Source organism: Streptomyces anulatus (assembly GCF_000721175.1).
In the GTDB taxonomy this organism is placed as follows: Bacteria; Actinomycetota; Actinomycetes; order Streptomycetales; family Streptomycetaceae; genus Streptomyces; species Streptomyces anulatus_C.
Map to the genome: position 1 here is coordinate 36,779 of NZ_JOEZ01000006.1, position 23,762 is coordinate 60,540.

The window sequence follows — 23,762 nt, forward strand, 5'->3', positions numbered from 1 at the left end:
GTTGCCGTCAGCCGCGCCCGCGGGCCCGGCGTGACATCACCGCGCGCAGGACCCGGCGGCCCTCAGTGGACAGGTCCAGCGCCTTGCGGAGGCCGGCGCCGCTGCCCGCCGTGCCGGTGGTCTCGGCGAGGATCTCCAGGATGCGGACCTGCCGTTCCAGCTCGCCCGCGACCAGTGGCCCCACGGCGGCCGGTTCACCGCTGCGGGCCGCTTCGAGCAGGTGTTCCTCGTCCGGTGAGGCGTCCCCGTCCGGGGCGTCGAACCGGCCGTGGAGCCTCAGCGCGACCAGTGAGCAGGCGTCGGCCCACTCACGCAGCGGCACGGGGGCGAAGTCGGAGGGGGCGGCGCCGAGCATGGCCCGCACGCGTGCGGCCTGCCCGTCGGCCACGGACTCGTGGTCCATCGCCGTACGGACGGCCGCGAGGCGCATGGCCCATTCTCGCCCCTCCTCGCAGCTCGCCCAGAGCGGGCGCAGCGGCTCCGCCCCCGCCGGCCCGGACAGCAGCGGCAGGCAGCGGTCCAGACAGGCCACGGCACTGGCTGCGAGCGTGCGCTCGTCGGCTCGCTCGATCAGTTCCAGCAGACTCATCGACGTCTCCCTCGGTCTACCGGATACTGCGCCGAATGGCTGAAAATCGTCACTTCGGACCGACTGTCGCTTCGGAGCGGTCGTCACTTCGGAGCTTCGGTGCCGCCGTTACGGGTGAACGCCCGGGACCGCCGTGGCGGGAGCCACGGCGTGCGCGGCCCGCTCGACCTGCATCCGGGTCACGGCGCGGACGAAGAGGATCGCGAGCACCGCGGCGACGATGTCCAGCGTGTCGGAGGCCGCCACCAGGCCCGCGGCCCGTGCGATCTCCTCCGGCTCCTCGGCCCGCTCCCACAGGCGCCCGGTGACGCGGGAGGAGAGGAGGGCCGCGACCCAGGCGCTCCACCAGAGGTTGAGCGGGGTCCGGGGGACCGTGCGCCAGCCGCCGTCCGACCGGGTCTGCGCGCTGGCCTCCCAGACGCCGCTCGCGACGCGGTAGGGGAACCAGAAGTTGGCGACCGGGACGAACCAGCCGCCCACCGCCCAGCCGGGGCCCATCCGCTGCACGCCCGCGTCGAAGACCTCGGCGTTCCGGCGGGTCCGGTGGAACCAGACGATGAAGACGACGGCGGTGGCCACCAGCGCCGCGCCCTGGGCGAGGCCCGCGATGCCGTACAGCCGCTCGGCGAGGCGGCCGTCACCGCGATGGACGTCCGGTGCGCCTTCCGTCGCCAGCCGGTGCCAGAAGAGGCGCAGGCGCAGTCCGGTGCCGATGGCGAACAGGTCGGTGGCGATGACCACGCCGAGCAGCGCCGTCACCGCCCGGGACAGGCCGACGGGCGAGCGCGGCCAGGTGCCGACGCCCCAGCCACCGGGTCCGGAGACCGGGGAGCCGTCGGGCAGCGGGGGCCGGGTTTACGAACAGAAGGTGCACAGGCCGTCGTCGGTCACGGCCGTTCTGATACGGCAACGGGTGCAGAGCATGGAGAGGTCCCCCCAGGGCGCGAGACGAGACGTGGGACAGACGTGAAATCGGTGGGTGACCCCACGTCCCTCCCCAGGAGCGCGCGGTCGGCGGACCGTAGCCCGTGGACAGGTGTGCTGTCCACGGGCTTACGAGCCGCCGGGGAACGTCCTCCCGATCACCCGGCGCTGCCGGTCCGCTTCGCCAGTTCCTGGAACTGTGCCCAGCTCAGCGCGGGCTTGCGCGGATCCCACAGCTTCTGCGAGGTCGCCACCAACGGCATCCTGATGCCGTTCGCCACCTGCTGGGTGGTCTGCGCGTTCGGCAGGTCGCCCCAGACGGCGAACCGGCCGCCGAGGATCTGCGGCGAGTACCGCTCGGCCACGGGCTCGGTGCCGCGCAGGACCAGCGGGGTCCACTGCTCGTAGATCCGCTCGCCGGTCGGGTAGACGAACTCGTTGGGCTCGCCGAGCACGTAGTAGAGGAACTCGTCGTTGAGGTTCAGCATCTCGTAGCCCGCGGCGAGGTACTCCTGCGGCGGGCGGGCGCCGATCTCCTTGCCGGTCCAGTACTCGATCTCGATGTTCTCGTCGGCCTTGACCTTCGTGCCCCGGAACAGCCCGTCGTTCCAGGCCTTGGCGGTCCGGCCCTTCGGGACGACGACGGCCGCGCGGTCGTTCAGCCAGCCGGTCGCCAGGTCCTCGACCGTGGCGCCGGAGCCGTGCTTCTCCTCCGCGGCCCGCTGGAGCTGGGGGTAGGAGGCGGCCGGGTTCCGGACCGTCAGCGCCTGGTACTCGTCCGCGCCGAGGTGCCAGAACCTCCCCGGGAACAGCTCGGTGTACTCGTCGAGGAGCTCGTCGATGAGCTTGGCCGCGCCCGGCTTGGAGATGTCGATGGACCCCTTCGACTCGACGCCCGCGGTGTTGCGCAGCTGGAGGTCGGGGTGGGCGGCCAGCACCGCGCCGAGGTGTCCGGGCGAGTCGATCTCGGGGACGACCTCGATGTGCCGGCTGTTGGCGAGGCTGACGATGCGGCGGACCTCGTCCTGGGTGAGGGCCTCGTCGGAGACCACTTCGGGGTGGGACTTCGACTCGATCCGGAAGGCCTGGTCGTCGGAGAAGTGCAGGCCGAGCTGGTTGAGCTTGAGGTCGCCCATCTCGCGTATGCGGTCCTCTATCCACTCCGCGCTGTAGTGCTTGCGCGCGATGTCGAGGTTGAGCCCGCGCTGCGGCCTGTCCGGCCGGTCGTTGACGACGCCCTCGGGCACCGTCCGGTCCGCCTTGAGCGACTGCTTGAGTGTGCGGGTGCCGTAGAAGACGCCTGATTCGTCGGGTGCGGTGATCTTCACCTTCGCGTCGCGCACGGTGAGTGTGTACGACTCGGTGGGGCCCGCGTCCTTGGCGCCGAGCGCCAGCTCGACGTCTCCGGTCCGCGCCGGCCGGGCGCCCCGGTAGCGGATCTTCAGCTCCTTGGCGAGCAGCTCCGCCTCGTCGGCGAGCACCTGGCTGCCCTGGGCGATGACGACCGTACTGTCCTTGCCCGGCTGCCAGCCCGGCCCGCGCGCCGCCGTGTGCTCGCGGACCGCCGGGATCACACTCGGCGTGCTGGACATCGGGTAGCTGCGGGAGGGCGACGGGGCGGCGGCCTCGGCGGAGGTGCCGGAGGGCGACGCCGTGTCGCCGGACGGTCCGCTGCCGGATCCCTCCGGCCAGACGACGACGGTGAGGGCGACGGCGGCTGCGGCCGTGACAGCCGCGCCGGTGACAAGGGCACCACGCGTGGGCGACATCGGGCAGATTCCTCCATTGAAGGGGCAGGTAAGGGTGAAGAGCGGGTGAAGCGAGTGAATAGGGTGCAAGGTTGGCATTTTTGCCGTGGCCTCGCCCATCGGGAGCTTCGGGGGATCGAACTGAGCCCCCGCCGGTGCAGGTCAGACGTCCATCACGCGTTCCGAAACTCTCCCGTTCGGGTGATTCTTCGTCGGCCCGCCGGGCAGCCGCCGGCCGATCTCGCTGGCGTTGCCGCACATTCGTCTCTCGCTTCACCCCCACAGCACGGAACCTCTTTGCACTCAGGCCTGTCTTTCAGGGACAGAAGCCTCTTTTTCGGGGCCACAGGGTCACAGGTGTCGCTGACGTCACGGGTGTCGCTGACGTCACGGGTGTCGCTGACGTCACGGGTGTCGCTGACGTCACGGGTGTCGCTGACGCCATAGCCGTCCTTGACCTCCATAGCTGCCGTCGACCTCATAGATGTCGTTGATACGAGGAGTCCACGCTGTCCAGGTCCAGCGAGTCCCCCGCCGGCCTGCCGAAGCGATCCGCGCCCCCGGCCGGCCCGTCGGCCGTGCCCGTGCAGCCGCGCCACCCGGTTCCGGCCGGCGGCCCGGGAGCGCCGCCCGGCGGCGGGCCGCCGGTCGATCATGCCGTCGGCCTGGCTCATTTCAACAGTCTTCCCTTCGCCGCCGCCGAGGCGGCCTTCCTGGAGTGCTGCGGCAGTCTCCGCTGGGCGCACCGGATGGCCGCCCACCGCCCCTACCCGGATCTCGGCTCCCTACTGGCCGCCTCCAACGAGGCGGGCTACGACCTCGCGCCCCAGGACATCGCGGAGGCCCTGGCCTCGGAGCCGGCCCCCTGCCTGCACCACGACGCCCCCCGGGCCGCCCATCTGGCACTGCGGGCCGCGCACGCGGCGTACGAGAGCAGGTTCGGCCACGCGTTCGTGATCTGTCTGGACGCCTGTCAACCCTCCCAGCACGTGGACCAGGTGCTGGCCGGGATCCGGGGCCGGCTGGCGCACGACCCGGACGAGGAGCGGGCGGTCACCGCCGAGGAGCTGCGCCGACTCGCCCGGAGCCGGATCGTCGAGCTGGTCACCGCGGACCCGCCGCGGTAGTGGCCCGCGGGCCCCGGGCGGCAGGGGCCCGCGGGCCAGGCGCGGCAGGGTCGCTCTAGCCCGTACGTGCCTGTTTGATTGCCACTTTGATCACACCAGAGGCCCCGGCGCGAACGAACCGACAATGCGTCGCTACGATGGCCGGGGCCGGTGGACCGTACCCGGCCGGGTCAGACCGACAGTCAAGCCGGCCGACCCCAATCCCCGCTCCCGGAGGGTTCTTCCGTGCCGGCTGGAACGCTGTACCGCGGCCGGGAAGGCATGTGGTCCTGGGTGGCTCATCGAGTCACCGGTGTCCTCATTTTCTTCTTCCTGTTCGTACATGTCCTGGACACCGCTCTCGTCCGCGTCTCCCCCGAGGCCTACGACGACGTCGTGGCCACGTACAAGACGCCGATCGTCGCGCTCCTCGAATACGGCCTCGTGGCCGCGATTCTCTTCCACGCGCTGAACGGTCTCCGGATCATCGCCGTGGACTTCTGGGCCAAGGGCCCGCGACTCCAGAAGCAGATGCTCTGGACCGTGGTGGGCATCTGGATCGTGCTGATGGTCGGGGCTCTGTACCCCGTCCTCGGTCACGCCGTACGCGACGTATTCGGGAGCTGAGGCCCATGTCCAGCGAGACTTCTTCCGCAGCCGCGATCGGCGACGTCGAAGGCGTGAGCCTCTACGACGTCGACCACCCGGCCCCGGTGATCGAGCCCCCGCGCAAGCGCACGGGCAAGACACCCAAGGCCTCGCGCACCAACTTCGAGATGTACGCCTGGCTCTTCATGCGCCTGTCGGGCATCGTCCTGGTCGTCCTCGTCATCGGCCACCTGCTGATCCAGCTGGTGCTCGACGGCGGTGTCTCCAAGATCGGCTTCGCCTTCGTGGCGGGCCGCTGGGCCTCGCCGTTCTGGCAGGTCTGGGACCTGACGATGCTGTGGCTCGCCATGCTCCACGGCGCCAACGGCCTCCGTACGGTCATCAACGACTACGCCGAACGGGACAACACCCGCTTCTGGCTGAAGATGCTCCTGTACACCGCCACGGTGTTCACCGTCCTGCTGGGCACGCTGGTGATCTTCACCTTCGACCCGAACATCCGCTAGGCGCCGGGACAGAGGGACCAGAGGAAACCATGCAGATCCACAAGTACGACACCGTCATCGTCGGCGCCGGCGGCGCCGGCATGCGCGCGGCCATCGAGTCGACCAAGCGCAGCCGTACCGCCGTGCTGACGAAGCTCTACCCCACCCGCTCCCACACGGGCGCGGCGCAGGGCGGCATGGCCGCCGCGCTCGCCAACGTGGAGGAGGACAACTGGGAGTGGCACACCTTCGACACGGTCAAGGGCGGCGACTACCTGGTCGACCAGGACGCCGCCGAGATCCTGGCGAAGGAGGCCATCGACGCCGTCCTCGACCTGGAGAAGATGGGCCTGCCGTTCAACCGGACGCCCGAGGGCCGCATCGACCAGCGCCGCTTCGGCGGTCACACCCGCAGCCACGGTGAGGCCCCGGTCCGCCGGTCCTGCTACGCCGCGGACCGCACGGGTCACATGATCCTCCAGACGCTGTACCAGAACTGCGTGAAGGAGGGCGTGGAGTTCTTCAACGAGTTCTACGTCCTGGACCAGCTGATCACCGAGGTCGACGGGGTCAAGAAGTCCTCCGGCGTCGTCGCGTACGAGCTGGCGACCGGCGAGATCCACGTCTTCCAGGCGAAGTCGGTCATCTACGCCTCCGGCGGCACCGGCAAGTTCTTCAAGGTGACGTCCAACGCCCACACCCTGACCGGTGACGGCCAGGCCGCCTGCTACCGGCGCGGCCTGCCGCTGGAGGACATGGAGTTCTTCCAGTTCCACCCGACGGGCATCTGGCGCATGGGCATCCTGCTGACGGAGGGCGCCCGCGGTGAGGGCGGCATCCTCCGCAACAAGGACGGCGAGCGCTTCATGGAGAAGTACGCGCCGGTCATGAAGGACCTCGCGTCCCGTGACGTCGTCTCCCGGTCCATCTACACGGAGATCCGGGAGGGCCGCGGCTGCGGTCCCGCCGGTGACCACGTGTACCTGGACCTGACGCACCTGCCGCCGGAGCAGCTGGACGCGAAGCTCCCGGACATCACCGAGTTCGCGCGGACGTACCTCGGCATCGAGCCCTACACGGACCCGATCCCGATCCAGCCGACCGCGCACTACGCCATGGGCGGCATCCCGACCAACGTCGAGGGCGAGGTGCTGGCCGACAACACCACCGTCGTCCCGGGCCTGTACGCCGCCGGCGAGGTCGCCTGCGTCTCCGTGCACGGCGCCAACCGCCTGGGCACCAACTCGCTGCTCGACATCAACGTCTTCGGCAAGCGCTCGGGCATCGCCGCAGCCGAGTACGCGGCGAAGACCGACTTCGTCGAGCTGCCGGAGAACCCCGCCCAGCTGGTCGCCGACCAGGTCGAGCGGCTGCGGACCTCCACCGGCACCGAGCGCGTCGCGACCCTGCGCCTGGAGCTCCAGGAGTGCATGGACGCCAACGTGATGGTGTTCCGCACCGAGCAGACGATCAAGACGGCGGTCGACAAGATCGCCGAGCTGCGCGAGCGGTACCTCGACGTGTCCATCCAGGACAAGGGCAAGCGGTTCAACACCGACCTGCTGGAGGCCATCGAGCTGGGCAACCTGCTCGACCTGGCCGAGGTCATGGCGGTCTCCGCGCTCGCCCGCAAGGAGTCCCGCGGCGGTCACTACCGCGAGGACTACCCGAACCGCGACGACGTCAACTTCATGCGCCACACCATGGCGTACCGCGAGGTGGCCGCCGACGGCGCCGAGTCGATCCGGCTCGACTACAAGCCGGTCGTGACGACCCGCTACCAGCCGATGGAGCGTAAGTACTGATGGCTACCCCGACCCTGGACAAGACCGACGGGACCGCGAAGCCCGAAGCCGGCTTCGCCGACTCCCCGTTCATCACCGCCACGTTCCGGATCCGCCGCTTCAACCCGGAGGTCTCCGACGAGGTCCAGTGGCAGGACTTCCAGATCGAGATCGACCCGAAGGAGCGTGTCCTCGACGCCCTTCACAAGATCAAGTGGGAGCTCGACGGGACCCTCACGTTCCGCCGTTCCTGCGCGCACGGCATCTGCGGTTCCGACGCGATGCGGATCAACGGCAAGAACCGGCTCGCCTGCAAGACGCTGATCAAGGACATCAACCCGGACAAGCCGATCACGGTCGAGGCCATAAAGGGCCTCACGGTCCTCAAGGACCTCGTGGTCGACATGGACCCGTTCTTCCAGGCGTACCGCGACGTCATGCCCTTCCTCGTCACCAAGGGGAACGAGCCGACCCGCGAGCGCCTGCAGTCCGCCGAGGACCGCGAGCGGTTCGACGACACCACCAAGTGCATCCTGTGCGCCGCGTGCACGTCCTCGTGCCCGGTGTTCTGGAACGACGGCCAGTACTTCGGCCCGGCGGCGATCGTCAACGCGCACCGCTTCATCTTCGACTCGCGCGACGAGGCCGGCGAGCAGCGGCTGGAGATCCTCAACGACCGTGACGGTGTGTGGCGTTGCCGCACCACGTTCAACTGCACGGACGCCTGCCCGCGTGGCATCGAGGTCACCAAGGCGATCCAGGAGGTGAAGCGCGCGCTCATCACGCGTCGCTTCTGACCCTTCCGTAACGCTTGTTACGTCGACAGGCCCCGCCCCTCAGCCTCATCGCTGCCGGGGGCGGGGCCTGTTGCTGCGCCGGGGCCGCACGGGCGGTACGGTTCAGCGGAGCTGAAGACCGAAAGAGAACGGGGATCGTCGTGAGCGAGCCGAATCCGTACGCGGACGACGCGTACAAGTGGGGCCCGCCCCAGCAGCCGGGCCACCAGCCGACCGTGGCCGACGGCCAGGGGTACGGCTACCCGGCGCCGGGCGCCCCGCCGGCGTACGGCTATCCGCAGCCGCTGCCGGAGTCCGCGGCTCAGCCCGGCCCCGGTTACGGGTACCCCGGCGCGGCGCAGCCGACGATGCCCGGCCAGTACCTCCCGGTGCCGCTGGGCGCGCCGGGCCAGGGCGGCGGCGTCCCGGTGCTGTCGATCGGCGACATCACCGTGATGAGTGACGCGATCGTCACCCCGTCCGGGGCGATGCCGCTCAAGGGCGCGGTCTGGACGGCCACGGACATGTCGCGCACGGAGGAGAAGATCCCCGCGCACGCGGTCGTGCTGGCGATCATCTTCGCGCTGTTCTGCCTGATCGGTCTGCTGTTCCTGCTGATGAAGGAGAAGCGGACCACCGGCTTCATCCAGGTCACGGTCACCAGCGGCGGCCGGCACCACTCCACGATGATCCCGGCCATGGGTCCGTACACCTTCCCCGCGGTGATGGGCCAGCTCAACCAGGCCCGTTCCATGAGCGCCTGAGTCACGGAGCCCGCCCATGGCACGTTTCGAGCACACGGTCTCCGTCGCCGCCCTGGACCGCGGCTGGTTCGAGGAGGCCGCCGGCGTCGTGGTGGGCCTCCTCGACGCCTCCCGGGAGCAGGACGGGGCGATCCTGCTGGCCGACGGGCGGGCCGTGGACGGCGTCCGGCTGCTGAAGGGACGTCACCTGCAGCCGGGGGCCCGGTACGCGGGCGTCCCGGAGCCGGGCGAGGCGGACGGCACGGAGCGGACGCCCGCGTCCTCGGACGCTCCCCCGGTGTCGGAGGCGGCCGTCCTGCGGGAGTGGCGGCCCTTGCGCTCCATAGAGGTGGAGAGCCTCATGGAGGAGGAGTCGCTCTCCGTCCGGGCGAAGATACGGCTGCGCGATCCGCTGACCCCGAGGGCCCTGGAGCTCTCCGTGTCCGGGCACAACCCGAAGGGCGGTTCGCTGTACCGCTTCTCGGGGCGCGGCAAGGCCGATCTGGCCGCCTGGTGGGCGGCGGTGGACCGGCCGCACGCGGCACCTCCGGCCGCCCGGCCCCCGGTGGCCGGGACGGCGGTTCACCGGCTGGGCAAGGCCCGTCTGACGGTCACCCCGCGCCGGACCGAGGACGGTTCCTGGCGGGTCTCCGTGGTGCTGGGCGTGCGCGGGCGGTGGCTGCTGCGGCCGGTGGGCGCGGTGGCGCTGTTCTTCGCCCGGGGCCCGATGACGCGGGGCTTCCGGGAGGCGGTGGAGAGTGCGGCCGAGGAGTGGAACACGGCGCTCGCGGAGCTGACACCGCTGCACGGCGAGGCGTTGCGCACGGAGATCGCCGACGCGCTGACGGAGCCGGCCGAACGGCCCGAGCCGACCGGGTCGGCCGAACCGGCCGAGCGCAAGGCTCTTTGATCATCCTTCTGTAGACCGAGACCCCTTCTTGAACATGTTCAAGAAGGGGTCTACAGTCATGCCCACGAGCATTTTTGAACGCGTTCAAGGGAGGGTGGGGCATGGACCTCACTGTTGTCGCGTACGTCATCTACCTGCTGATCAGCGTGGCGCTCACCGTCTGGGTCGCCCGCACACTCAGCCGCAACGGGCGGATCTTCCTCGCCGATGTGCTGCACGGGAACGAGAAGCTCGCCGAAGCCGTCAACCACCTGCTGGTGGTGGGCTTCTACCTGGTCAACCTCGGGTTCGTCACGCTCTACCTCAAGAACGCCGACGGGGTGGCCGACGCCCGCGAGCTGTTCGAGGCCCTCTCGGTGAAGGTCGGCGTGGTCCTGCTGGTGCTCGGCGTCATGCACCTGGGCAACGTGTGGGTGCTCAGCCGGATCCGCCGCCGCAGCGCCCTGGAGCGCGAACAGACCCCGCCCGTACCGCCGCAGGGCTGGACGCCGCCGGGGCCCCAGGGCCAGTGGGCAGCGCCCGCGCCCGGGCAGTGAATCCGGTGACCGGGCCCGCCCCCGTACGCCGGCTCACCGTCCTCCACGACGCGCGGTGCCCGCTCTGCGTCCACCTGCGGCACTGGCTCCAGCGGCAGCGGCAGCTCGTACCGCTGGACTTCGTACCGGCCGGATCGGCCGAGGCCTGGCGGCGGTTCCCGGAGTTGGACCATGCGGCGACGCTCCAGGAGATCACCGTGGTCGGCGACCTGGGGCAGGTCTACCGGGAGGCCTCGGCCTGGATCGTCTGCCTGTGGGCGCTCGCCGAGTACCGCTCCAGGGCCCACTGGCTGACCACCCCGGCGGGCCGGCCCTTCGCCCGGGGCACCGTGCTGGCCGCCGCCCGCTACCGCTCCAGGGTTCTGCCGCCCTGCGCCCCCGGGGCCCGGGAGTGCGGCGCCCCACCCGGAGGGCCGTGGGGTCCCCGTTAACCTTGGGCCCGTGGTGAAGGAAGAGAAGAACGTGCAGGAGAACAAGCCGGCCAAGGCCGCGAAGAGCGAGCAGACCCGCACGCTGATTCTCGAGACGGCGCTCCGGCTCTTCGCGGAGCGCGGCTACGACCGGACGACGATGCGGGCCATCGCCCAGGAGGCGGGCGTCTCGGTCGGGAACGCCTACTACTACTTCTCCTCCAAGGAGCACCTGGTCCAGGGCTTCTACGACCGGATCGCCGGCGAACACGCGGCGGCGGTCCGGCCCGTGCTGGAGGGCGACGGTGATCTGACCGTACGCATCAGGGGCGTGCTGCTCGGGTGGCTGGACGTGGCGGAGCCGTACCACCGCTTCGCCGCGCAGTTCTTCAAGAACGCGGCCGATCCCGACAGTCCGCTCTCCCCGTTCTCCGAGGACTCGGTGACCGCCCGGGACGCGGCGATCTCCATCCACGAGCGCTGTATCGCCGGGGCGGAGGTCAGGAGCGACCCGGAACTGGCTCCGCTGCTGCCGCAGCTGATGTGGCTGATGCAGATGGGGCTGGTGCTGTTCTGGGTGTACGACCGCTCCGAGGGCGCGGAGCGCAGCCGCCGGCTGGTCGAGCGCAGCGCGCCGATCGCCGCACGGGCGATCGCGCTCTCCCGGTTCCGGGTGCTGCGACCGCTGGTGCGGCAGATCCACGCGCTGCTGGTGGAGTTCTGGCCGGGTACGGCGACGGCCGGGGCCCGGGCGGAACGCCCCTGAGCCCCGGCCGGCCGGCCGGTCAGATCCAGCTGAGCTCCCACAGGCGCCAGGTGCCGGTGCCGTCGGAGAGGTACTGGGAGCCGGCGACGTCGGACTTGGCGACGACGTAGTCCTTCTTCTGCCACAGCGGCAGCAGGGGAACGTCCTCGCCGACCAGGGACTGCATCTCCTTGAAGTCGTTCGAGGTCCGGCTGCGGTCGCTGAACTGCTGCGTGGCGGCGATCAGCTGGTCCATCTTCTTGCTGGAGTAGCCGCTGTGCAGGACGTTCCCGGTGCCGACGAGCGGCTGGCTGAAGGTGTCGGGGTCCGGGAAGTCGGGGAACCAGCCGACGGTGTACATGTCGTACTTACCGGCCGCGTACTCCTTCTGGTACTTCGTCCACTCCACGGCCTTGACCGAGACCTTGAACAGCCCGTCCTTCTCCATCTGACGGCGCAGTTCGGCGGTCTCCTTGGTGTACATGTCGCCCTCGCGGTACGCGAAGTCGATGGCGACCGGCGTCTCCACCCCGGCCTGCTCCAGCAGCTGCGCGGCGCGCTGGGGGTCGGTGGAAGGGTATGCGTCGAAGAACGGGGTGCTGTGCCCGATGTAGCCGGTGGGGATCAGCGAGTACAGCGGGTCGACCGTGCCCTGGTAGACCTTGCGGATCAGGGGGCCCCGGTCCAGGAGCGCGGCGACCGCCTGGCGGACCTTCTTGTCCCCGAACGGCGAGTTCTCACGGGAGTTGAAGATGATGTTGCGGATCTCGGCGCTGGCCGCCTCGGTCACCCGCACGTCCGGGTCGTTCGCGTTCAGTTCGGCGAGCGTCTCCGAGGGCAGCTGACGGTGGGCGATGTCCACCTCGCCGCCGTCCCAGGACGTCTGCAGGTCCTCGGAGGTCTTGAAGTAGCGGATGGTGACCGCCTCGCCGGTCTTCTTGAGCGCACCCCTGTACCGCAGGTTCGGCACCAGCTCGGCGCGGTTCCCCGCCTCGTACGCCTTGAGGACGTACGGGCCGGAGCCGTCGGCCTGGCTGCCCGGACGGAGCTCGTCCGCCGGGTACTTGGTGGGGTCGACGATCGCCGCGGCGCCGGTGGCGATCTTCTGCGGGAAGGTCGCGTCCTTGGCGGACAGGTTGAACGTGATCGTGCGGCCCTCGGTCGTCACCGACTTGAGCGTGGGGAAGAGACCCGCGGGGCCGACGTCCGACTTGATCGTGAAGATCCGGTCGAAGGAGTGCTTGACGTCCTCGGCGGTGATCTTGCGGCCGTTGGTGAAGGTCAGGTCGTCACGGAGCTTGCACTGGTACGTCTGGAGCTTCTGACCGACGAATCCGCAGCTCTCGGCGGCGTCCGGTTCCGGCGTCACGGCACCGGGCTTGAAGGTCATCAGCGACTGGTAGATGTTGCTGTAGATCGCCCAGGAACCCGCGTCGTACGCACCGGCCGGGTCGAGGGAGGTGACGACGTCCGATGTCCCGACCGTGATCGCGTCGGTGTTCGCCTTCCCCGACGGGAGCAGTTGCCAGGCGCCGACGCCTGCGATGACCAATACCGCGAAAATCGCGAGAATCCGTACCCGGACCGACCGCATTGCCGTGCTCTCCCTTACCAGCCCCACCTCGGCAGTAGCGCTCAGACGCGCACATCGCCGCATGTTCGCACTCACCCAATCACACGATTTTCACATCTGGAAGAGTAAATGGGGCACTCACAGCCTTTTGTTGGACACGTGCGGGCACCCCTGTCCGAAAAGGCTGTTTCCTGCCCCCCACCTGCGGATTTCCGTAGCTGACGGTGACCCTTCGGTGTGGATTCCATGACGACGGATCCGGGGCCCCGGACCGTCGCACCCGCAACGGAACCAGAGCCCGATCCGCCGGACACGCCCTACGCCTGACGGGAGGCGAGCTCCACGACGGTGATGTCGGACGGGGCGCCCACCCGGACCGGCGGCCCCCAGGCGCCCGCGCCGCGCGAGACGAAGAGCTGGGTGTCGCCGTAGCGTTCGAGCCCGGCGACGGTGGGGTTGACCAGCCCGGCGAGGAGGCTGCCCGGCCAGAGCTGCCCGCCGTGGGTGTGGCCGGAGAGCTGGAGGTCGACGCCGTGCTCGACGGCGTCGTGGACGACGACGGGCTGGTGCGCGAGGAGGACGGCGGCGCGGCCCCGGTCCCGGTCGCCCAGCGCCCTGCCGAAGTCGGGCCCCTGCCCCTCGGTCTCGCCCGCGAGGTCGTTGACGCCGGCGAGGTCGAAGCCCTCGATCTCCACCCGGGCGTTCTCCAGCGGGATCAGGCCCAGTTCGCGGACGTGATCGACCCACTGCCCGGCGCCGGAGAAGTACTCGTGGTTGCCGGTGACGAAGTAGCTGCCGTGCCGGGCGCGCAGGGCGGCCAGCGGTTCGGCGGCGGAGCCCAGGTCCGCGACGGACCCGTCGACGAGGTCGCCGACGACGGCGACCAGGTCGGGCGAGGTCGCGTTGATCGTGTCGACGATCCGGCGGGTGTGGGCGCGGCCGAGGATCGGGCCGATGTGGATGTCGCTGACTACGGCGATCCGGAAGCCGTGGGCGGCGCGGGGCAGTTTGGCCAGCGGGACGGTGATCCGCTTGACGCTCGGCCCGCGCAGCCCCCCGTACGTGCCGTACCCGACGGTGGCAAGTCCGGCGGCGGCCGCCGCGCCGCCGACGACCCGGGAGACGAAGAGCCGCCGGGAGGGGCCAGGGGTGAGGGAGGGGGCGGGGGCGGGAGCCGGGCCGGTGGTGGCGGCCGGGGCTTCTCCGGCAGCTTTCTCCGACGGTTCCGTTTCCGGCTCCGCTTCGGGGGCCGTCGCGGGTTCGGATGCCGCGCGTCCCTCCGCTTCCGAGGGGGCCGATACGGCCGACGAACGGGAGAGCACCAGCTCTTCGCTACGGGGGCGGGTCTCCTCGGTGACCTCGGTGAGGGTTCCGGGAGCCGTTCCGCTTTGCGCGTCGCGCCGGGCGAGGACCCGCAGGAGGACCGGACGTACGACCTCGCCCACGAGCAGCGCCAGCGTCAGGTACAGCAGACAGGCCAGCCACAGGAAACCCGGCCAGGCCAGCACCTGCTGGAGCCAGAAGGGGGCGCCCGCCCGGCCGGACGTCATGGCACCGACGCTCGACAGGGGCAGGACGAAGGCGGCGACGGTGCCCGCCCGCCGCAGCGGGCTGCCCGGAGCCGTCGTGTCACCGACGAAGCGCCGCCACAGATACCGGTGCACGGCGGCGAACAGCGCCAGCACGACGAGCCCCACCAGAGCGAAGACCACTGCCGCCATCCGAGCTTCCCCACGTTCCCGTCGTCATGCGCGCTTGTCGCGCGAACCCCGGACTCCACGCAGCCCGATCACGCCGACCGCCGTCCCCAGAAGAAAGGACGTGATGGCGAGGAGCAGGTGCACCCAGAAGTACCCGGTCGGTTCGCCCGCGTCGTCGAAGGCGAGCCCGCTGCCGTCCTGCCACAGGTGCACAGGTAACCGTCAGCGTACAGACCCCAGCCGCCACGGCCAGGGGCACAGGTCGGATACTGGCAGGACCGACCCGCCTACCCCGGAAGGGCACCCCGTGAAGCTCAGCCGTCGCACGTCCTGGTTCCTGCTCGCGTTCGGTGCCTGGTCTTGGATGATCTGGATCACCTTTGCTCGGAACCTGTACAAGGACGCGAGCGGTCTCGCCTTCGACGACGCGGGCGACCCGACCGCCTACTTCTGGGTGCACCTGCTGCTCGCCGTGACGTCGTTCATCCTAGGGACAGCGGTCGGCGTGATCGGCCTGAGGGGCGTACGAGCGAACGCGGGCAAGTAGAAAGCCCCGCCCATGCGCCTCGGGGAAGCGCACGGACGGGGCCGTTGAGGCGTGGTCCCACTCGGTGATCGCGCCGCCGGACCGGCTGACGAGTGGCGGCGTCGCGCGACCACCACAGCCCCAGACGAGCGGGCAGCGAGTGCCCGAAGAACACCCCACGCCGTCTCGCTGCCCGTCCCGGCCGCCCGCCCTTCCTGCGGCGAAGCGTCCGGAGCGGGGCCTGTCCTCCCACCCCTGTCGTCTCGCACCGCCGCGATCACGGAAGGGGTGAGAAATCCGGGTGTGCGGCGCGCGGACCGGGAACCGCACCCGTTTTGTTCCACGCGGCTCACCCGGGCGTGGTCGGTGAAGACGCGCCGGAAGAGGTCGTGACCGGGGTTCAGGCCGGTGTGCCTCAGAGCCCAGTCCTGCGCCGCTTCCTGCCCCGACTGCGGGGCGGATTCCTCCTCGCAGTCGGGGGCGATGCAGAACAGTTCGTACGTCACCCCGCCCGACGGCTCATGGCGAATGGAGTGCTCGACGTACCCGTAGACAGCGCGGCTCACCGCTCACGCCTGTACGGCTCGGCGCACACGGGGTGCCGGTACACGACGACGGGCGGCCCGGACTGCCGTTCCACAGTGCCCTGTCGGCAGACCTCCAGAGACCCGAACGGCTGCTCGCACTCGGGCCACGTTTCACGGGCAGGGGCATAGGTCGCGTACTCGTCCGTCCGGGCATCCGTGTCGCTGGGCATCTTCGCCATGGTCGCTGTCCCCTCGTCTCGTTCGGGGATGATCGTCGCGCCGGTCGCTGGGACGTAGGAACCTCGTACGTTGCCCACTTTGGGACGTCCTACAGCAGGTAGAACGTCCCTATGAGAAACGAGCGGTTGCGCCTCACCATGGCGGGCGGAGGGTGGACCTTCGCAACTCTCCCCGAGGCGAAAGGGGTTGATCCGAAGAGCGTCGAGCGATGGGTGAATCTAGGACGCATTCCCAGACGAGTGACCGCACTCAAGGCCGCCGAGGCCCTGGGCGAGGACGTTCACGCGCCGTGGCCGGCGCTCAGACAGGCACGCGCCGCGCGGGCCGTCAGTCCGGAGCTGGTCACGCTGTACGACCAGCGGGCCGCCCTGGGATCCGCCCTCGGAGTGGATCCACGGGAGTCCCGTCATACCGTCAGGGCTCCGCCCGCTGGTCGGCCCCTCTGCAGACACAGCAAAGCCCCGGCGGTCCGCGAGGGACTACCGGGCCTGTCTGGCTGTCAGAGGGCGGCTAGCGTCTCTTCGTCCTCCTCCTGGGCCTCCGTCCCAAGCTGCCGCCAGTGGAGCGTCAAGCGGTCCTCGATCGCGATGTACTTCCGGGTCTCCGGGTCCCGGCCAGGGCCGACCGAGATTCCTGAGAGGAAGAGGTCGAGGAACTCACGGCGCTTGAAGACGTCCCAGGCTGCCCAGGGTGAACCGGGGCCCAAGGGGTCCTCGCCCGGTTCGAACCAGTCGGTCGGCACCTGGATCGCTGCCGTGGTCTGCTCGTTCAACTCCTCCAGCCTGGCGGTGCACTGGTCTTCGAAGGCCCGGTACTGCGTCATCGTCGCCCGCCACATGGCCAGTTCGTCGCGGCCTCGGTAGAGGCCCGCCTTGCGGTCGGCCTGAAGTTCGGCGATGGAGTTCCGGACGTGCTCAAGGTGTGCCGCCGTCTCGCGCCCTTCTTCCTGGACTCCGGACAGATCCCGCTGCATCGCGAAGCGGAGAGCCGCCTCGGCGACCCATTCCCTGTCCTTGCCGTCGTCCATGTCCGCGCCGGCGAGACGTGCCCACACCCGTCCGGCGACGTAGTCGTCGGCGTCCTTGCGCTTGATGCTCAGCCCGCCGTGTCCCTTGGGGTTGGAGCACATGTAGTAGTCCTGTCCGCCGTTGTTCTTGCTCTGCCCCATGGATCCCGTGCAGATTCCGCAGGTGGTGAAGCGCCACCCGCTCAGGAGCGTGGGTGCGGCCTCTCCGCCGGGCTGCCTGTCGGTCCTGGCACGCTTGCTCCGCTTCTCCTGGAGCTCCAGCCACCGGGCTCCTGGCACCACACCCCGGTGAGGTGTCAGAGGCGTCCCCGCCTCGTTCCGGGCGATCACGTTCGCGTAGGCCTTGCCCCGCTTCACGCGTTCGCTCGCGAAGCCGCCGATGGCGGGATGGGAGAGGATCCAACGCACTGTCTGCGCACGCCACCGGATGGGGCTGTCGTCCGTCGCCACGCGTCGCTTCTTGATGGACTCCCTCCGCTTCTCGGTGGCGCGTCGTGCGGCCTCGCCCGGTGCGGGTACGTCTTCCGAGTCCAGCGTCGTCGCGATCTTGTTGTCGGAGATTCCGGCGAACGACATCTCCACCATGCGTTCGACGATCGCCACGTGGTCCGGGTTGTCCTCGTCCGGTTCGAGGACGGGGACGACGAGATTGCCGATCCTCTCGCGCACGGCCCGCATGCCGTACGGGGCGGAGCTGGAGTGCCGGCCGCCGACCGCCCTGATCTCGTCCTTGGCCCCGCGCAGCCGCTCCGCCTTGATGTCGCTGTCCTGCTTCGCGAGGGCTGCGATGAGCGCGAAGATCGCGACCCCGATCGCGTTCGACGTGTCGAGGAACGGTTCGAGGACCGAGACGAATCGGACTCCGTACTTCTTGTACTCGCTGTCGATCTCCAGGGCGTCGTGTGCGCCCTTACGAGTCAGCCGGGACAGCTCGTTGACCACCACCACGTCGACCTCACCCGCGCGCACGGCGCACATGAGCTCTTCGAAAGCCGGACGCACGGCATTGGGATCCCAACCGGACCTACCGACGTCTTTGAACGTGTGAACGACCTCCCAACCCCGGCTCGCCGCCAGCGCCTCACCGGCTGCGACCTGCGCCTCCGGAGACGCCTCGGACGAGTCGGGGCGCGCCTTGGACTGTCGGGCGTAGACGGCTACCCGCACGGTGTCCAGCCGCTCGGCTCCCACGGGCGAAACGAAAGGGGTCAAGGCTCTCACCTGATCTTCTCTGTCATTGAGTCTCTACAGGTTATCTACATATGGAAAGTGATCCAGATGAACCAGCTCCACACTCCGAACGCGAGCAGGAACCAGGACACGCGGCGGCTGAGCTTCATCGGTCCCGTATCGCCGCCGCCCCTGGGCCTCCTCCCCCGGGGTGGCGTCCGAACGGGGCCGTCCCGGCGTTCCCCGCGGCGGGTCAGCCGGTCCGGCTCCGCATCCACATCTTCGCCCTGTACGTTTCCGACCGTGCCTGCTCTGAAAAAGATCGCTCTGACGGTCACTTCCGCCGCCTTGCTGTCCGGTTTCTTCCTCAGTCCCGCCGCAGCGGCCGACAAGGACAAGAGCGACGACAAGCAGCCCAAGCCGCCGAGCACGATGTCCAGCCTCGGCGGGGAGCGGCTCGGCAAGGCCGGCACCCAGGTCGATCTGGGCCCGGGGGCGCCGGTGCTGCCGAAGAAGCTGTCGGGCCGGTCCTGGATCGTCGCCGACGCGGAGAGCGGGGACGTCCTGGCGGCGCACAACTCGCACTGGCGGCTACCGCCCGCCTCCACCATGAAGATGCTCTTCGCGGACACGCTCCTGCCCGCGCTCCAGCCCACCACCCTGACGCACAAGGTGACGGAAAGTGAGCTGGCGGGAGTCGGTGAGGGCAGCAGCCTGGTCGGGATCAAGGAGGACCACACCTACACGGTCCACGACCTGTGGCTCGGGGTGTTCCTGCGCTCGGGCAACGACGCGGTGCACGTGCTCTCCGAGATGTACGGCGGCATCCCGGAGACGGTGTCCGCGATGCAGAAGCACGCCGAGGAGCTCCAGGCCCTGGACACGGTGGTGGTCTCGCCGGACGGGTACGACGCGCCGCGCCAGGTCTCCAGCGCCTACGACCTGACCCTCATCGCCCGCAGCGGACTCCAGAAGAAGGACTTCCGCGAGTACGCGGCGACCGCGTCGGCCGACTTCCCCGGCGAGGAGAAGAAGGGGAAGAAGCGGGACTCCTTCGAGATCCAGAACACCAACCGGCTGATCACCGGGGACATCGGCGTGGACCCCTACCAGGGCATCGCGGGCGTCAAGAACGGCTACACCACCCACGCGGGCAACACCTTCACCGGCGTCGCCGAGCGCAACGGCAAGGTCCTGCTGGTCACGGTCATGAACCCGTCGGCGGAGGAGAGCCACGCCGTCTACAAGGAGGCCGCCCACCTGCTCGACTGGGGCTTCGCCGCGAGCGGCAAGGTGACCCCGGTCGGCCAGCTGGTGCCGCCGAAGTCCGTGGACACCGGCACCGGCGGCAAGGGCGCGGCACCCGCCGCCGGCGCGGACCAGGGTTCGGAGGGCCAGGCGGAGGCCACGCACACGGCCGCCTCGAACGGTTCCAGCGGGGTCGGGACCGCCCTGGCGATCATCGGCGGCGTGCTGGTGCTCCTGGCGGGCGGGGCGTTCCTGGTCAACCGACGCTGGCCGCTGCCCGGCCTGGGCCGCCGCGCCCCGGCGGGGACCGGTGCTGTCGAGCCCACGGAGCCGACGAAGGCCACGGAGCCCACGGAAACGACCGAGCCGAAGGCCTCGGCCGCCTCGGCCGCCTCGGCCGAGAAGCCCTAGGCGCGGGTCGAGCCGCCGGGCGCCACGGCCCCGGCGGCATCCCCCGTCCCTGCCTCCCGCGGTGCGTCCTGCGCCGTGCCCGCACCCTCCACGCCCTCCTCGCCCTCCTCGCCCTTGCTGCCGGTAGCCGTCCAGGCGGCGCAGAACAGCAGCAGCTTCGCGGTGAAGTTGATCCACAGGAGCAGCGCGATCGGCACGCCGAACGCGCCGTACATGCTCTTTCCCGCGACCTCCCTCATATAGCTGCCGAGCAGCAGCTTGAGCAGTTCGAAGCCGACCGCCCCGAGCAGGGCCGCGACCATCAGCCGCCGCCGGGGCGGCTCCACCCCGGGCAGCAGCGTGAGCAGGTAGAGCAGCAGCAGGAAGTCGGCGACGACCGCGACCGCCAGCGCGGCCACCCGCAGCAGGACGCCGCCCGCCCCGCCCTCGGAGATGCCGATCAGGTCGGCGGTCCAGCCGACCGCCGTCGAGCCGATGACGGAGACCGCCAGGGTGGCGAGCGCCGCGCCGCCGAGGCCGACCAGCAGCACGGCGTCCTTCACCTTGGCGACGACGGGGTTGGCCTCCTGGACGTCGTCCAGCTCCCAGACCGCGCGCAGGCACTCCCGCATCGAGCCGACCCAGCCGACACCGGTGAACAGCAGCAGCGCACCGGCCACCAGACCGACCGTGCCCGCGTTGGCGACCAGCCCGTCGACGCCCAGCTGGTCGGAGATGCCGGGCACCTGGTCGGCGAGCTTGTCCTTGATGGTGTCCAGCTGTTCGTCGCTCAGCAGGGCGGCGGCGACGGCCGCGCCGATCGCGATCAGCGGGAAGAGGGCCAGGAAACTGATGAAGGTGATCGCCGCCGCGAGCCTGGCCCAGTGCACCCGGTCCAGCCGCTCGTACGAACGCCACGCGTGCGTCTTCATCAGCCGGGCGACCAGGGGCCCGAGCACCGGGAGTTTCTTGAGCCAGTCCATGAGGTGACGCGTACCCTCCTGGGCCCGGAACACCAGCGGCCCGCCCCGGACTCTCCCGGACCTGTCCGGCGGATCCTCGTCACGCTTCGCTGACACTCGCTCCGTCACCCGTTCCGGTGAGCGAATTCACCAATGCCGCGAACGGGATTTCCCGGACGATACGGTCACCCTCATGTCCGTCGACACGGTGTCCTTGACCGGCTGGGGCCGCACCGCCCCGACGACCGCCGTACGGTTCCGCCCCCGCACGCACGAGGAGGCGGTCGCCGTCGTCCGGGGGCGCGGGCCCCGGGGCGTCATCGCGCGCGGGCTGGGGCGGTCGACCGGGGACGCGGCGCAGAACGCGGGCGGCTCGGTGCTCGACACCACGGGCCTGGCCCGGATCGGCGGGGTCGACGCCGCCGCCGGCCTCGTGCGCTGCGACGCGGGGGTGAGCCTGGAGCGGCTGCTGCGGGTGCTGCTGCCGCTCGGCTGGCTCCCGCCGGTCGTGCCCGGGACCGGCAGGGTGACGGTCGGCGGGGCTGTCGGCTCCGATCTGCCCGGCCTCGACCACCGCCGGTCCGGGTCGTTCGCCCGGCAGGTGAGCGCCCTGGAGCTGCTCACCGCCGACGGCGAGGTGCGTACGGTGCTGCCGGGCACCGCCCTCTTCGACGCGACCGCCGGGGGGCTGGGGCTGACCGGGGTGATCCTGGGCGCCACGCTCCGCCTCCGGCGCGTCGCCACTGCCCTGATGTCCGTCTCCACCGAGCGCGCCGGGGACCTGGACGATCTGCTGGCCCGCTTCACCGCGGGCGGCGACCGGCTGCCGTACGGCTCCGCCTGGATCGACCTGACGGCCCGGGGCCGGGCGACGGGGCGCGGGATCCTCACCCGGGGGGAGCACGCAACCCTGGATGTGCGCCCGGCGCACGCGGGGCGCGCTCTTGAGTCCTCGCGCTCCGGAGGGCCCCGAGGGCGGCTCTTGCTCCCCGGTTTCCCGCCGCTGCCCGCCGGGCTGCTCGGCCCGGCCTCGGTCGCCCTGTACAACGAGGTCCGCTACCGCGGCGCGCCCCGCGCGCGGACCGGTGAGCTCCGCCCGGTCCCCGCCTTCCTCCACGCCTCGGACGCCCTGCCCGACGCGCGTCCGCTGTACGGCCGGGGCGGCCTGGTGAGCTACCGGTTCGCCGTCGGGTACGGCCAGGAGGAGACCCTGCACCGGGTGGTACGCCGGATCGCGGCGCGCCGGGGCCCCGCCGTTCGGGCCGTGCTCCAGCGGTTCGGGGCGGCGGACCCCGGCCTGCTGTCGTTCGCGGCGCCCGGCTGGTCCCTCGCCCTGGATCTGCCCGCGGCCCTGCCCGGGCTGTCCCGCTTCCTGGACGGCGTCGACGAGGAGGTGGCCGCCGCCGGGGGCCGGGTCTGCCTGGCGAAGGACTCCCGGATGCGGCCGGAGACAGCGGCCGCGATGTACCCGGGTCTCACGGACTTCCGGGAGCTGCGGGAGCGGATGGACCCGACGGGGGCGTTCCGCTCCGACCTGTCGCGCCGGCTCGGGCTGTAAGAGCCACCCGACAGGCTCCCAGCCACCTCTTCTGCCTGTGCTCTCCCCCAACCTCATCTGACCAGGAGCTTTCCGTGAAGGATGCCTTCGGCGCCCCGCAGTCCCTGCTCGTCCTCGGCGGCACCTCCGAGATCGCCCTGGCCACCGCGCGCCGGCTCATCGCCCTGCGCACCCGCCGGGTCTGGCTGGCCGGGCGCCCCTCCCCCGCCCTGGAGTCGGCCGCCGCCGAGCTGCGCGGCCGGGGTGCGGACGTGCGGACCGTCGACTTCGACGCGCTGGACTCCGCCTCCCACGAGGTCGCCCTCGGCAAGGTCTTCGCGGAGGGCGACATCGACGTGGTGCTGATGGCGTTCGGGGTCCTCGGCGACCAGGCGCGGGACGAGGAGGAGCCGATGGCCGCGGTCCGGGTCGCCCAGACCAACTACACGGGGGCGGTCTCCGCCGGGCTGGTGTGCGCCGGCGCACTGCAGGCGCAGGGGCACGGTTCGCTGGTGGTGCTGTCCTCGGTGGCCGGGGAGCGTGCCCGGCGCGCGGACTTCATCTACGGCTCCAGCAAGGCGGGCCTCGACGCGTTCGCGCAGGGGCTCGGCGACGCGCTCCAGGGGACCGGGGTGCAGGTGATGGTCGTCCGCCCCGGCTTCGTCCGGACCCGGGCCACGGCGGGGCGGCCGGAGCAGCCGCTCGCGACCGGCCCGGAGGAGGTCGCGGAGGCGATCGTCACAGGGCTGCGGCGGCGCTCGGAGACCGTGTGGGTGCCCGGTTCGCTCCGGGTGGTGATGGCGGCGCTGCGGCACGTCCCCCGCCCGCTGTTCCGCCGGCTGCCGGTCTGGCGGTCGTGAGGCGGACACGCCCTGCGGCCCTGGTGCTCAGGGCCGCAGCGACGGGGCCGACGACGCGTCGATCGTGTAGCCGCCCTGGGCGGGGACGGCAGGCACCCCGCCGCCCGCGCCGAACGGGAAGACCCGGAGCTTGCGCCAGACGGCGTCCGGGCCCTGCTCGTACAGCGCGAAGGAACCGCAGGTCCAGGCCGCCTCGTAGTCGGCCAGCTCCTCGTAAGCCCGGTCCATGGCCTCCTCGGCGATGCCGTGGGCCACGGTGACGTGCGGGTGGTACGGGAACTGGAGCTCGCGCACCAGGGGTCCTGAGGCGTCCCGCACCCGCTTCTGGAGCCAGGAGCAGGCCGAGGCCCCCTCGACGACCTGGACGAAGACGACCGGCGACAGCGGGCGGAAGGTGCCGGTGCCGGACAGCCGCATCGGGAACGGGCGGCCGGCCGCGGCGATCCGGTCGAGGTGCGCCTCGATCGCCGGGAGGTCGGCCGACTGCGCCTCGGTCGGCGGCATGAGGGTGACATGGGTGGGAATGCCGAAGGCGGCAGGGTCCCCGAAGCTCGCGCGGCGCTCCTGGAGCAGGCTGCCGTAGGGCTCCGGGACCGCGATCGAAACGCCGAGCGTTACGGTCCCCACGTCGTTCTCC

23 protein-coding genes and 3 pseudogenes are annotated in these 23,762 nt (G+C 70.8%); 15 read left to right on the forward strand and 11 right to left on the reverse strand.

Translation table 11 applies throughout. The features are described 5' to 3' along the window. Nucleotides 1-7: 7 nt before the first annotated feature. The 3 genes from IG90_RS0107665 to IG90_RS0107675 form a co-directional block, all read right to left on the reverse strand. Nucleotides 8-589, reverse strand: coding sequence for a hypothetical protein (locus IG90_RS0107665; RefSeq protein ID WP_030579526.1), 582 nt, complete (start codon nucleotides 587-589; stop codon nucleotides 8-10). Between the two features lie 108 nt (nucleotides 590-697). Further along, nucleotides 698-1,432, reverse strand: coding sequence for a DUF4328 domain-containing protein (locus tag IG90_RS39240; RefSeq protein WP_033893849.1), 735 nt, complete (start codon nucleotides 1,430-1,432; stop codon nucleotides 698-700). 239 nt (nucleotides 1,433-1,671) lie between these two features. Next, the gene (locus tag IG90_RS0107675; RefSeq protein ID WP_030579529.1) at nucleotides 1,672-3,282 is read right to left on the reverse strand and encodes a family 20 glycosylhydrolase; all 1,611 of its coding nucleotides are present in this window, start codon (nucleotides 3,280-3,282) and stop codon (nucleotides 1,672-1,674) included. Nucleotides 3,283-3,839: 557 nt separating this feature from the next. On the opposite strand from IG90_RS0107675, the gene IG90_RS0107680 reads away from it, so the two are divergent. The 10 genes from IG90_RS0107680 to IG90_RS0107725 all read left to right on the forward strand — a co-directional run bounded on the left by IG90_RS0107680 (nucleotide 3,840) and on the right by IG90_RS0107725 (nucleotide 11,386). After that, nucleotides 3,840-4,388, forward strand: coding sequence for a 2-oxo-4-hydroxy-4-carboxy-5-ureidoimidazoline decarboxylase (locus IG90_RS0107680; RefSeq protein ID WP_030579531.1), 549 nt, complete (start codon nucleotides 3,840-3,842; stop codon nucleotides 4,386-4,388). 225 nt (nucleotides 4,389-4,613) lie between these two features. Continuing rightward, the gene (gene sdhC / locus IG90_RS0107685; protein WP_073740310.1) at nucleotides 4,614-4,994 is read left to right on the forward strand and encodes a succinate dehydrogenase, cytochrome b556 subunit; all 381 of its coding nucleotides are present in this window, start codon (nucleotides 4,614-4,616) and stop codon (nucleotides 4,992-4,994) included. Nucleotides 4,995-4,999: 5 nt separating this feature from the next. Continuing rightward, the gene (locus IG90_RS0107690; RefSeq protein ID WP_030579533.1) at nucleotides 5,000-5,482 is read left to right on the forward strand and encodes a succinate dehydrogenase hydrophobic membrane anchor subunit; all 483 of its coding nucleotides are present in this window, start codon (nucleotides 5,000-5,002) and stop codon (nucleotides 5,480-5,482) included. A 29-nt stretch (nucleotides 5,483-5,511) separates the two neighbouring features. Continuing rightward, nucleotides 5,512-7,266, forward strand: coding sequence for a succinate dehydrogenase flavoprotein subunit (gene sdhA / locus IG90_RS0107695; RefSeq protein WP_030579535.1), 1,755 nt, complete (start codon nucleotides 5,512-5,514; stop codon nucleotides 7,264-7,266). Further along, the gene (locus IG90_RS0107700; protein WP_030579538.1) at nucleotides 7,266-8,042 is read left to right on the forward strand and encodes a succinate dehydrogenase iron-sulfur subunit; all 777 of its coding nucleotides are present in this window, start codon (nucleotides 7,266-7,268) and stop codon (nucleotides 8,040-8,042) included. The genes sdhA and IG90_RS0107700 overlap by 1 nt, the downstream gene beginning before the upstream one ends. A gap of 140 nt (nucleotides 8,043-8,182) precedes the next feature. Then, entirely contained in the window at nucleotides 8,183-8,785 is a 603-nt protein-coding gene (locus tag IG90_RS0107705; RefSeq protein WP_030579541.1) for a hypothetical protein, read from the forward strand. Between the two features lie 16 nt (nucleotides 8,786-8,801). Next, nucleotides 8,802-9,674: a hypothetical protein gene (locus IG90_RS0107710; RefSeq protein ID WP_030579544.1), complete on the forward strand. Its 873-nt coding sequence runs from the start codon at nucleotides 8,802-8,804 to the stop codon at nucleotides 9,672-9,674. A 101-nt stretch (nucleotides 9,675-9,775) separates the two neighbouring features. Further along, the gene (locus IG90_RS0107715; protein WP_030579547.1) at nucleotides 9,776-10,210 is read left to right on the forward strand and encodes a hypothetical protein; all 435 of its coding nucleotides are present in this window, start codon (nucleotides 9,776-9,778) and stop codon (nucleotides 10,208-10,210) included. Then, nucleotides 10,207-10,641, forward strand: a complete 435-nt coding sequence (locus IG90_RS0107720) for a thiol-disulfide oxidoreductase DCC family protein (protein ID WP_033893872.1) — start codon at nucleotides 10,207-10,209, stop codon at nucleotides 10,639-10,641. The genes IG90_RS0107715 and IG90_RS0107720 overlap by 4 nt, the downstream gene beginning before the upstream one ends. Before the next feature lie 10 nt (nucleotides 10,642-10,651). After that, nucleotides 10,652-11,386 carry a TetR/AcrR family transcriptional regulator gene (locus tag IG90_RS0107725; RefSeq protein WP_030579551.1) on the forward strand — a complete coding sequence of 245 codons (735 nt, stop codon included), beginning with the start codon at nucleotides 10,652-10,654 and terminating at the stop codon, nucleotides 11,384-11,386. Between the two features lie 19 nt (nucleotides 11,387-11,405). Here the strand turns inward: IG90_RS0107725 and IG90_RS0107730 are convergent, their stop codons facing one another. The 3 genes and pseudogenes from IG90_RS0107730 to IG90_RS44235 form a co-directional block, all read right to left on the reverse strand. Beyond that, on the reverse strand, nucleotides 11,406-12,959 hold the full coding sequence (locus IG90_RS0107730) for an ABC transporter substrate-binding protein (protein WP_030579553.1): 1,554 nt from the start codon (nucleotides 12,957-12,959) through the stop codon (nucleotides 11,406-11,408). A 296-nt stretch (nucleotides 12,960-13,255) separates the two neighbouring features. Then, the gene (locus IG90_RS0107735; protein WP_030579555.1) at nucleotides 13,256-14,650 is read right to left on the reverse strand and encodes a metallophosphoesterase; all 1,395 of its coding nucleotides are present in this window, start codon (nucleotides 14,648-14,650) and stop codon (nucleotides 13,256-13,258) included. A 33-nt stretch (nucleotides 14,651-14,683) separates the two neighbouring features. Then, a pseudogene (locus tag IG90_RS44235) lies at nucleotides 14,684-14,848 on the reverse strand (SCO4848 family membrane protein); the annotation flags it as partial. A gap of 97 nt (nucleotides 14,849-14,945) precedes the next feature. Between IG90_RS44235 and IG90_RS0107745 the strand changes: the two are divergent. Further along, nucleotides 14,946-15,185, forward strand: coding sequence for an SCO4848 family membrane protein (locus IG90_RS0107745; RefSeq protein ID WP_030579559.1), 240 nt, complete (start codon nucleotides 14,946-14,948; stop codon nucleotides 15,183-15,185). Here IG90_RS0107745 and IG90_RS47280 read toward each other — a convergent pair. Next, entirely contained in the window at nucleotides 15,083-15,730 is a 648-nt protein-coding gene (locus tag IG90_RS47280; RefSeq protein WP_459170900.1) for a DUF7848 domain-containing protein, read from the reverse strand. The genes IG90_RS0107745 and IG90_RS47280 overlap by 103 nt on opposite strands. A gap of 311 nt (nucleotides 15,731-16,041) precedes the next feature. Here IG90_RS47280 and IG90_RS45630 point away from each other — a divergent pair. Further along, a pseudogene (locus IG90_RS45630) lies at nucleotides 16,042-16,302 on the forward strand (XRE family transcriptional regulator); the annotation flags it as partial. A 128-nt stretch (nucleotides 16,303-16,430) separates the two neighbouring features. Here IG90_RS45630 and IG90_RS0107760 read toward each other — a convergent pair. Both IG90_RS0107760 and IG90_RS47040 read right to left on the reverse strand, forming a co-directional pair. Beyond that, nucleotides 16,431-18,179, reverse strand: coding sequence for a recombinase family protein (locus IG90_RS0107760; protein ID WP_245170709.1), 1,749 nt, complete (start codon nucleotides 18,177-18,179; stop codon nucleotides 16,431-16,433). A 44-nt stretch (nucleotides 18,180-18,223) separates the two neighbouring features. After that, nucleotides 18,224-18,298: pseudogene (locus IG90_RS47040) on the reverse strand (SCO4848 family membrane protein); the annotation flags it as partial. Nucleotides 18,299-18,431: 133 nt separating this feature from the next. Between IG90_RS47040 and IG90_RS0107770 the strand changes: the two are divergent. Beyond that, entirely contained in the window at nucleotides 18,432-19,787 is a 1,356-nt protein-coding gene (locus IG90_RS0107770; protein ID WP_030579565.1) for a D-alanyl-D-alanine carboxypeptidase family protein, read from the forward strand. Here the strand turns inward: IG90_RS0107770 and IG90_RS0107775 are convergent. After that, nucleotides 19,784-20,749 (reverse strand): YihY/virulence factor BrkB family protein, encoded by a 966-nt coding sequence (locus tag IG90_RS0107775; RefSeq protein WP_030579567.1) that lies wholly within the window; start codon nucleotides 20,747-20,749, stop codon nucleotides 19,784-19,786. The two genes, IG90_RS0107770 and IG90_RS0107775, sit on opposite strands and share 4 nt — an antisense overlap. A 172-nt stretch (nucleotides 20,750-20,921) precedes the next feature. Here IG90_RS0107775 and IG90_RS0107780 point away from each other — a divergent pair, with 172 nt between their 5' ends. Together IG90_RS0107780 and dprE2 are read left to right on the forward strand one after the other, a co-directional pair. Further along, nucleotides 20,922-22,286, forward strand: a complete 1,365-nt coding sequence (locus tag IG90_RS0107780; RefSeq protein WP_030579569.1) for an FAD-binding oxidoreductase — start codon at nucleotides 20,922-20,924, stop codon at nucleotides 22,284-22,286. A gap of 74 nt (nucleotides 22,287-22,360) precedes the next feature. Beyond that, nucleotides 22,361-23,125 carry a decaprenylphospho-beta-D-erythro-pentofuranosid-2-ulose 2-reductase gene (gene dprE2 / locus IG90_RS0107785; RefSeq protein WP_030579570.1) on the forward strand — a complete coding sequence of 255 codons (765 nt, stop codon included), beginning with the start codon at nucleotides 22,361-22,363 and terminating at the stop codon, nucleotides 23,123-23,125. A 27-nt stretch (nucleotides 23,126-23,152) separates the two neighbouring features. On the opposite strand, the gene IG90_RS0107790 is transcribed toward dprE2, so the two are convergent. Continuing rightward, nucleotides 23,153-23,752: a 2'-5' RNA ligase family protein gene (locus IG90_RS0107790; RefSeq protein ID WP_030579572.1), complete on the reverse strand. Its 600-nt coding sequence runs from the start codon at nucleotides 23,750-23,752 to the stop codon at nucleotides 23,153-23,155. Nucleotides 23,753-23,762: the final 10 nt, after the last annotated feature.

Excerpts from the sequence above, each read along its gene's own strand:
- IG90_RS0107665 (WP_030579526.1), bottom strand. The coding sequence starts at position 589 with ATGAGTCTGCTGGAACTGATCGAGCGAGCCGACGAGCGCACGCTCGCA.
- IG90_RS0107675 (WP_030579529.1), bottom strand. The coding sequence starts at position 3,282 with ATGTCGCCCACGCGTGGTGCCCTTGTCACCGGCGCGGCTGTCACGGCC.
- IG90_RS0107690 (WP_030579533.1), top strand. The coding sequence starts at position 5,000 with ATGTCCAGCGAGACTTCTTCCGCAGCCGCGATCGGCGACGTCGAAGGC.
- sdhA (WP_030579535.1), top strand. The coding sequence starts at position 5,512 with ATGCAGATCCACAAGTACGACACCGTCATCGTCGGCGCCGGCGGCGCC.
- IG90_RS0107700 (WP_030579538.1), top strand. The coding sequence starts at position 7,266 with ATGGCTACCCCGACCCTGGACAAGACCGACGGGACCGCGAAGCCCGAA.
- IG90_RS0107710 (WP_030579544.1), top strand. The coding sequence starts at position 8,802 with ATGGCACGTTTCGAGCACACGGTCTCCGTCGCCGCCCTGGACCGCGGC.
- IG90_RS0107715 (WP_030579547.1), top strand. The coding sequence starts at position 9,776 with ATGGACCTCACTGTTGTCGCGTACGTCATCTACCTGCTGATCAGCGTG.
- IG90_RS0107730 (WP_030579553.1), bottom strand. The coding sequence starts at position 12,959 with ATGCGGTCGGTCCGGGTACGGATTCTCGCGATTTTCGCGGTATTGGTC.
- IG90_RS0107775 (WP_030579567.1), bottom strand. The coding sequence starts at position 20,749 with ATGGACTGGCTCAAGAAACTCCCGGTGCTCGGGCCCCTGGTCGCCCGG.
- IG90_RS0107780 (WP_030579569.1), top strand. The coding sequence starts at position 20,922 with ATGTCCGTCGACACGGTGTCCTTGACCGGCTGGGGCCGCACCGCCCCG.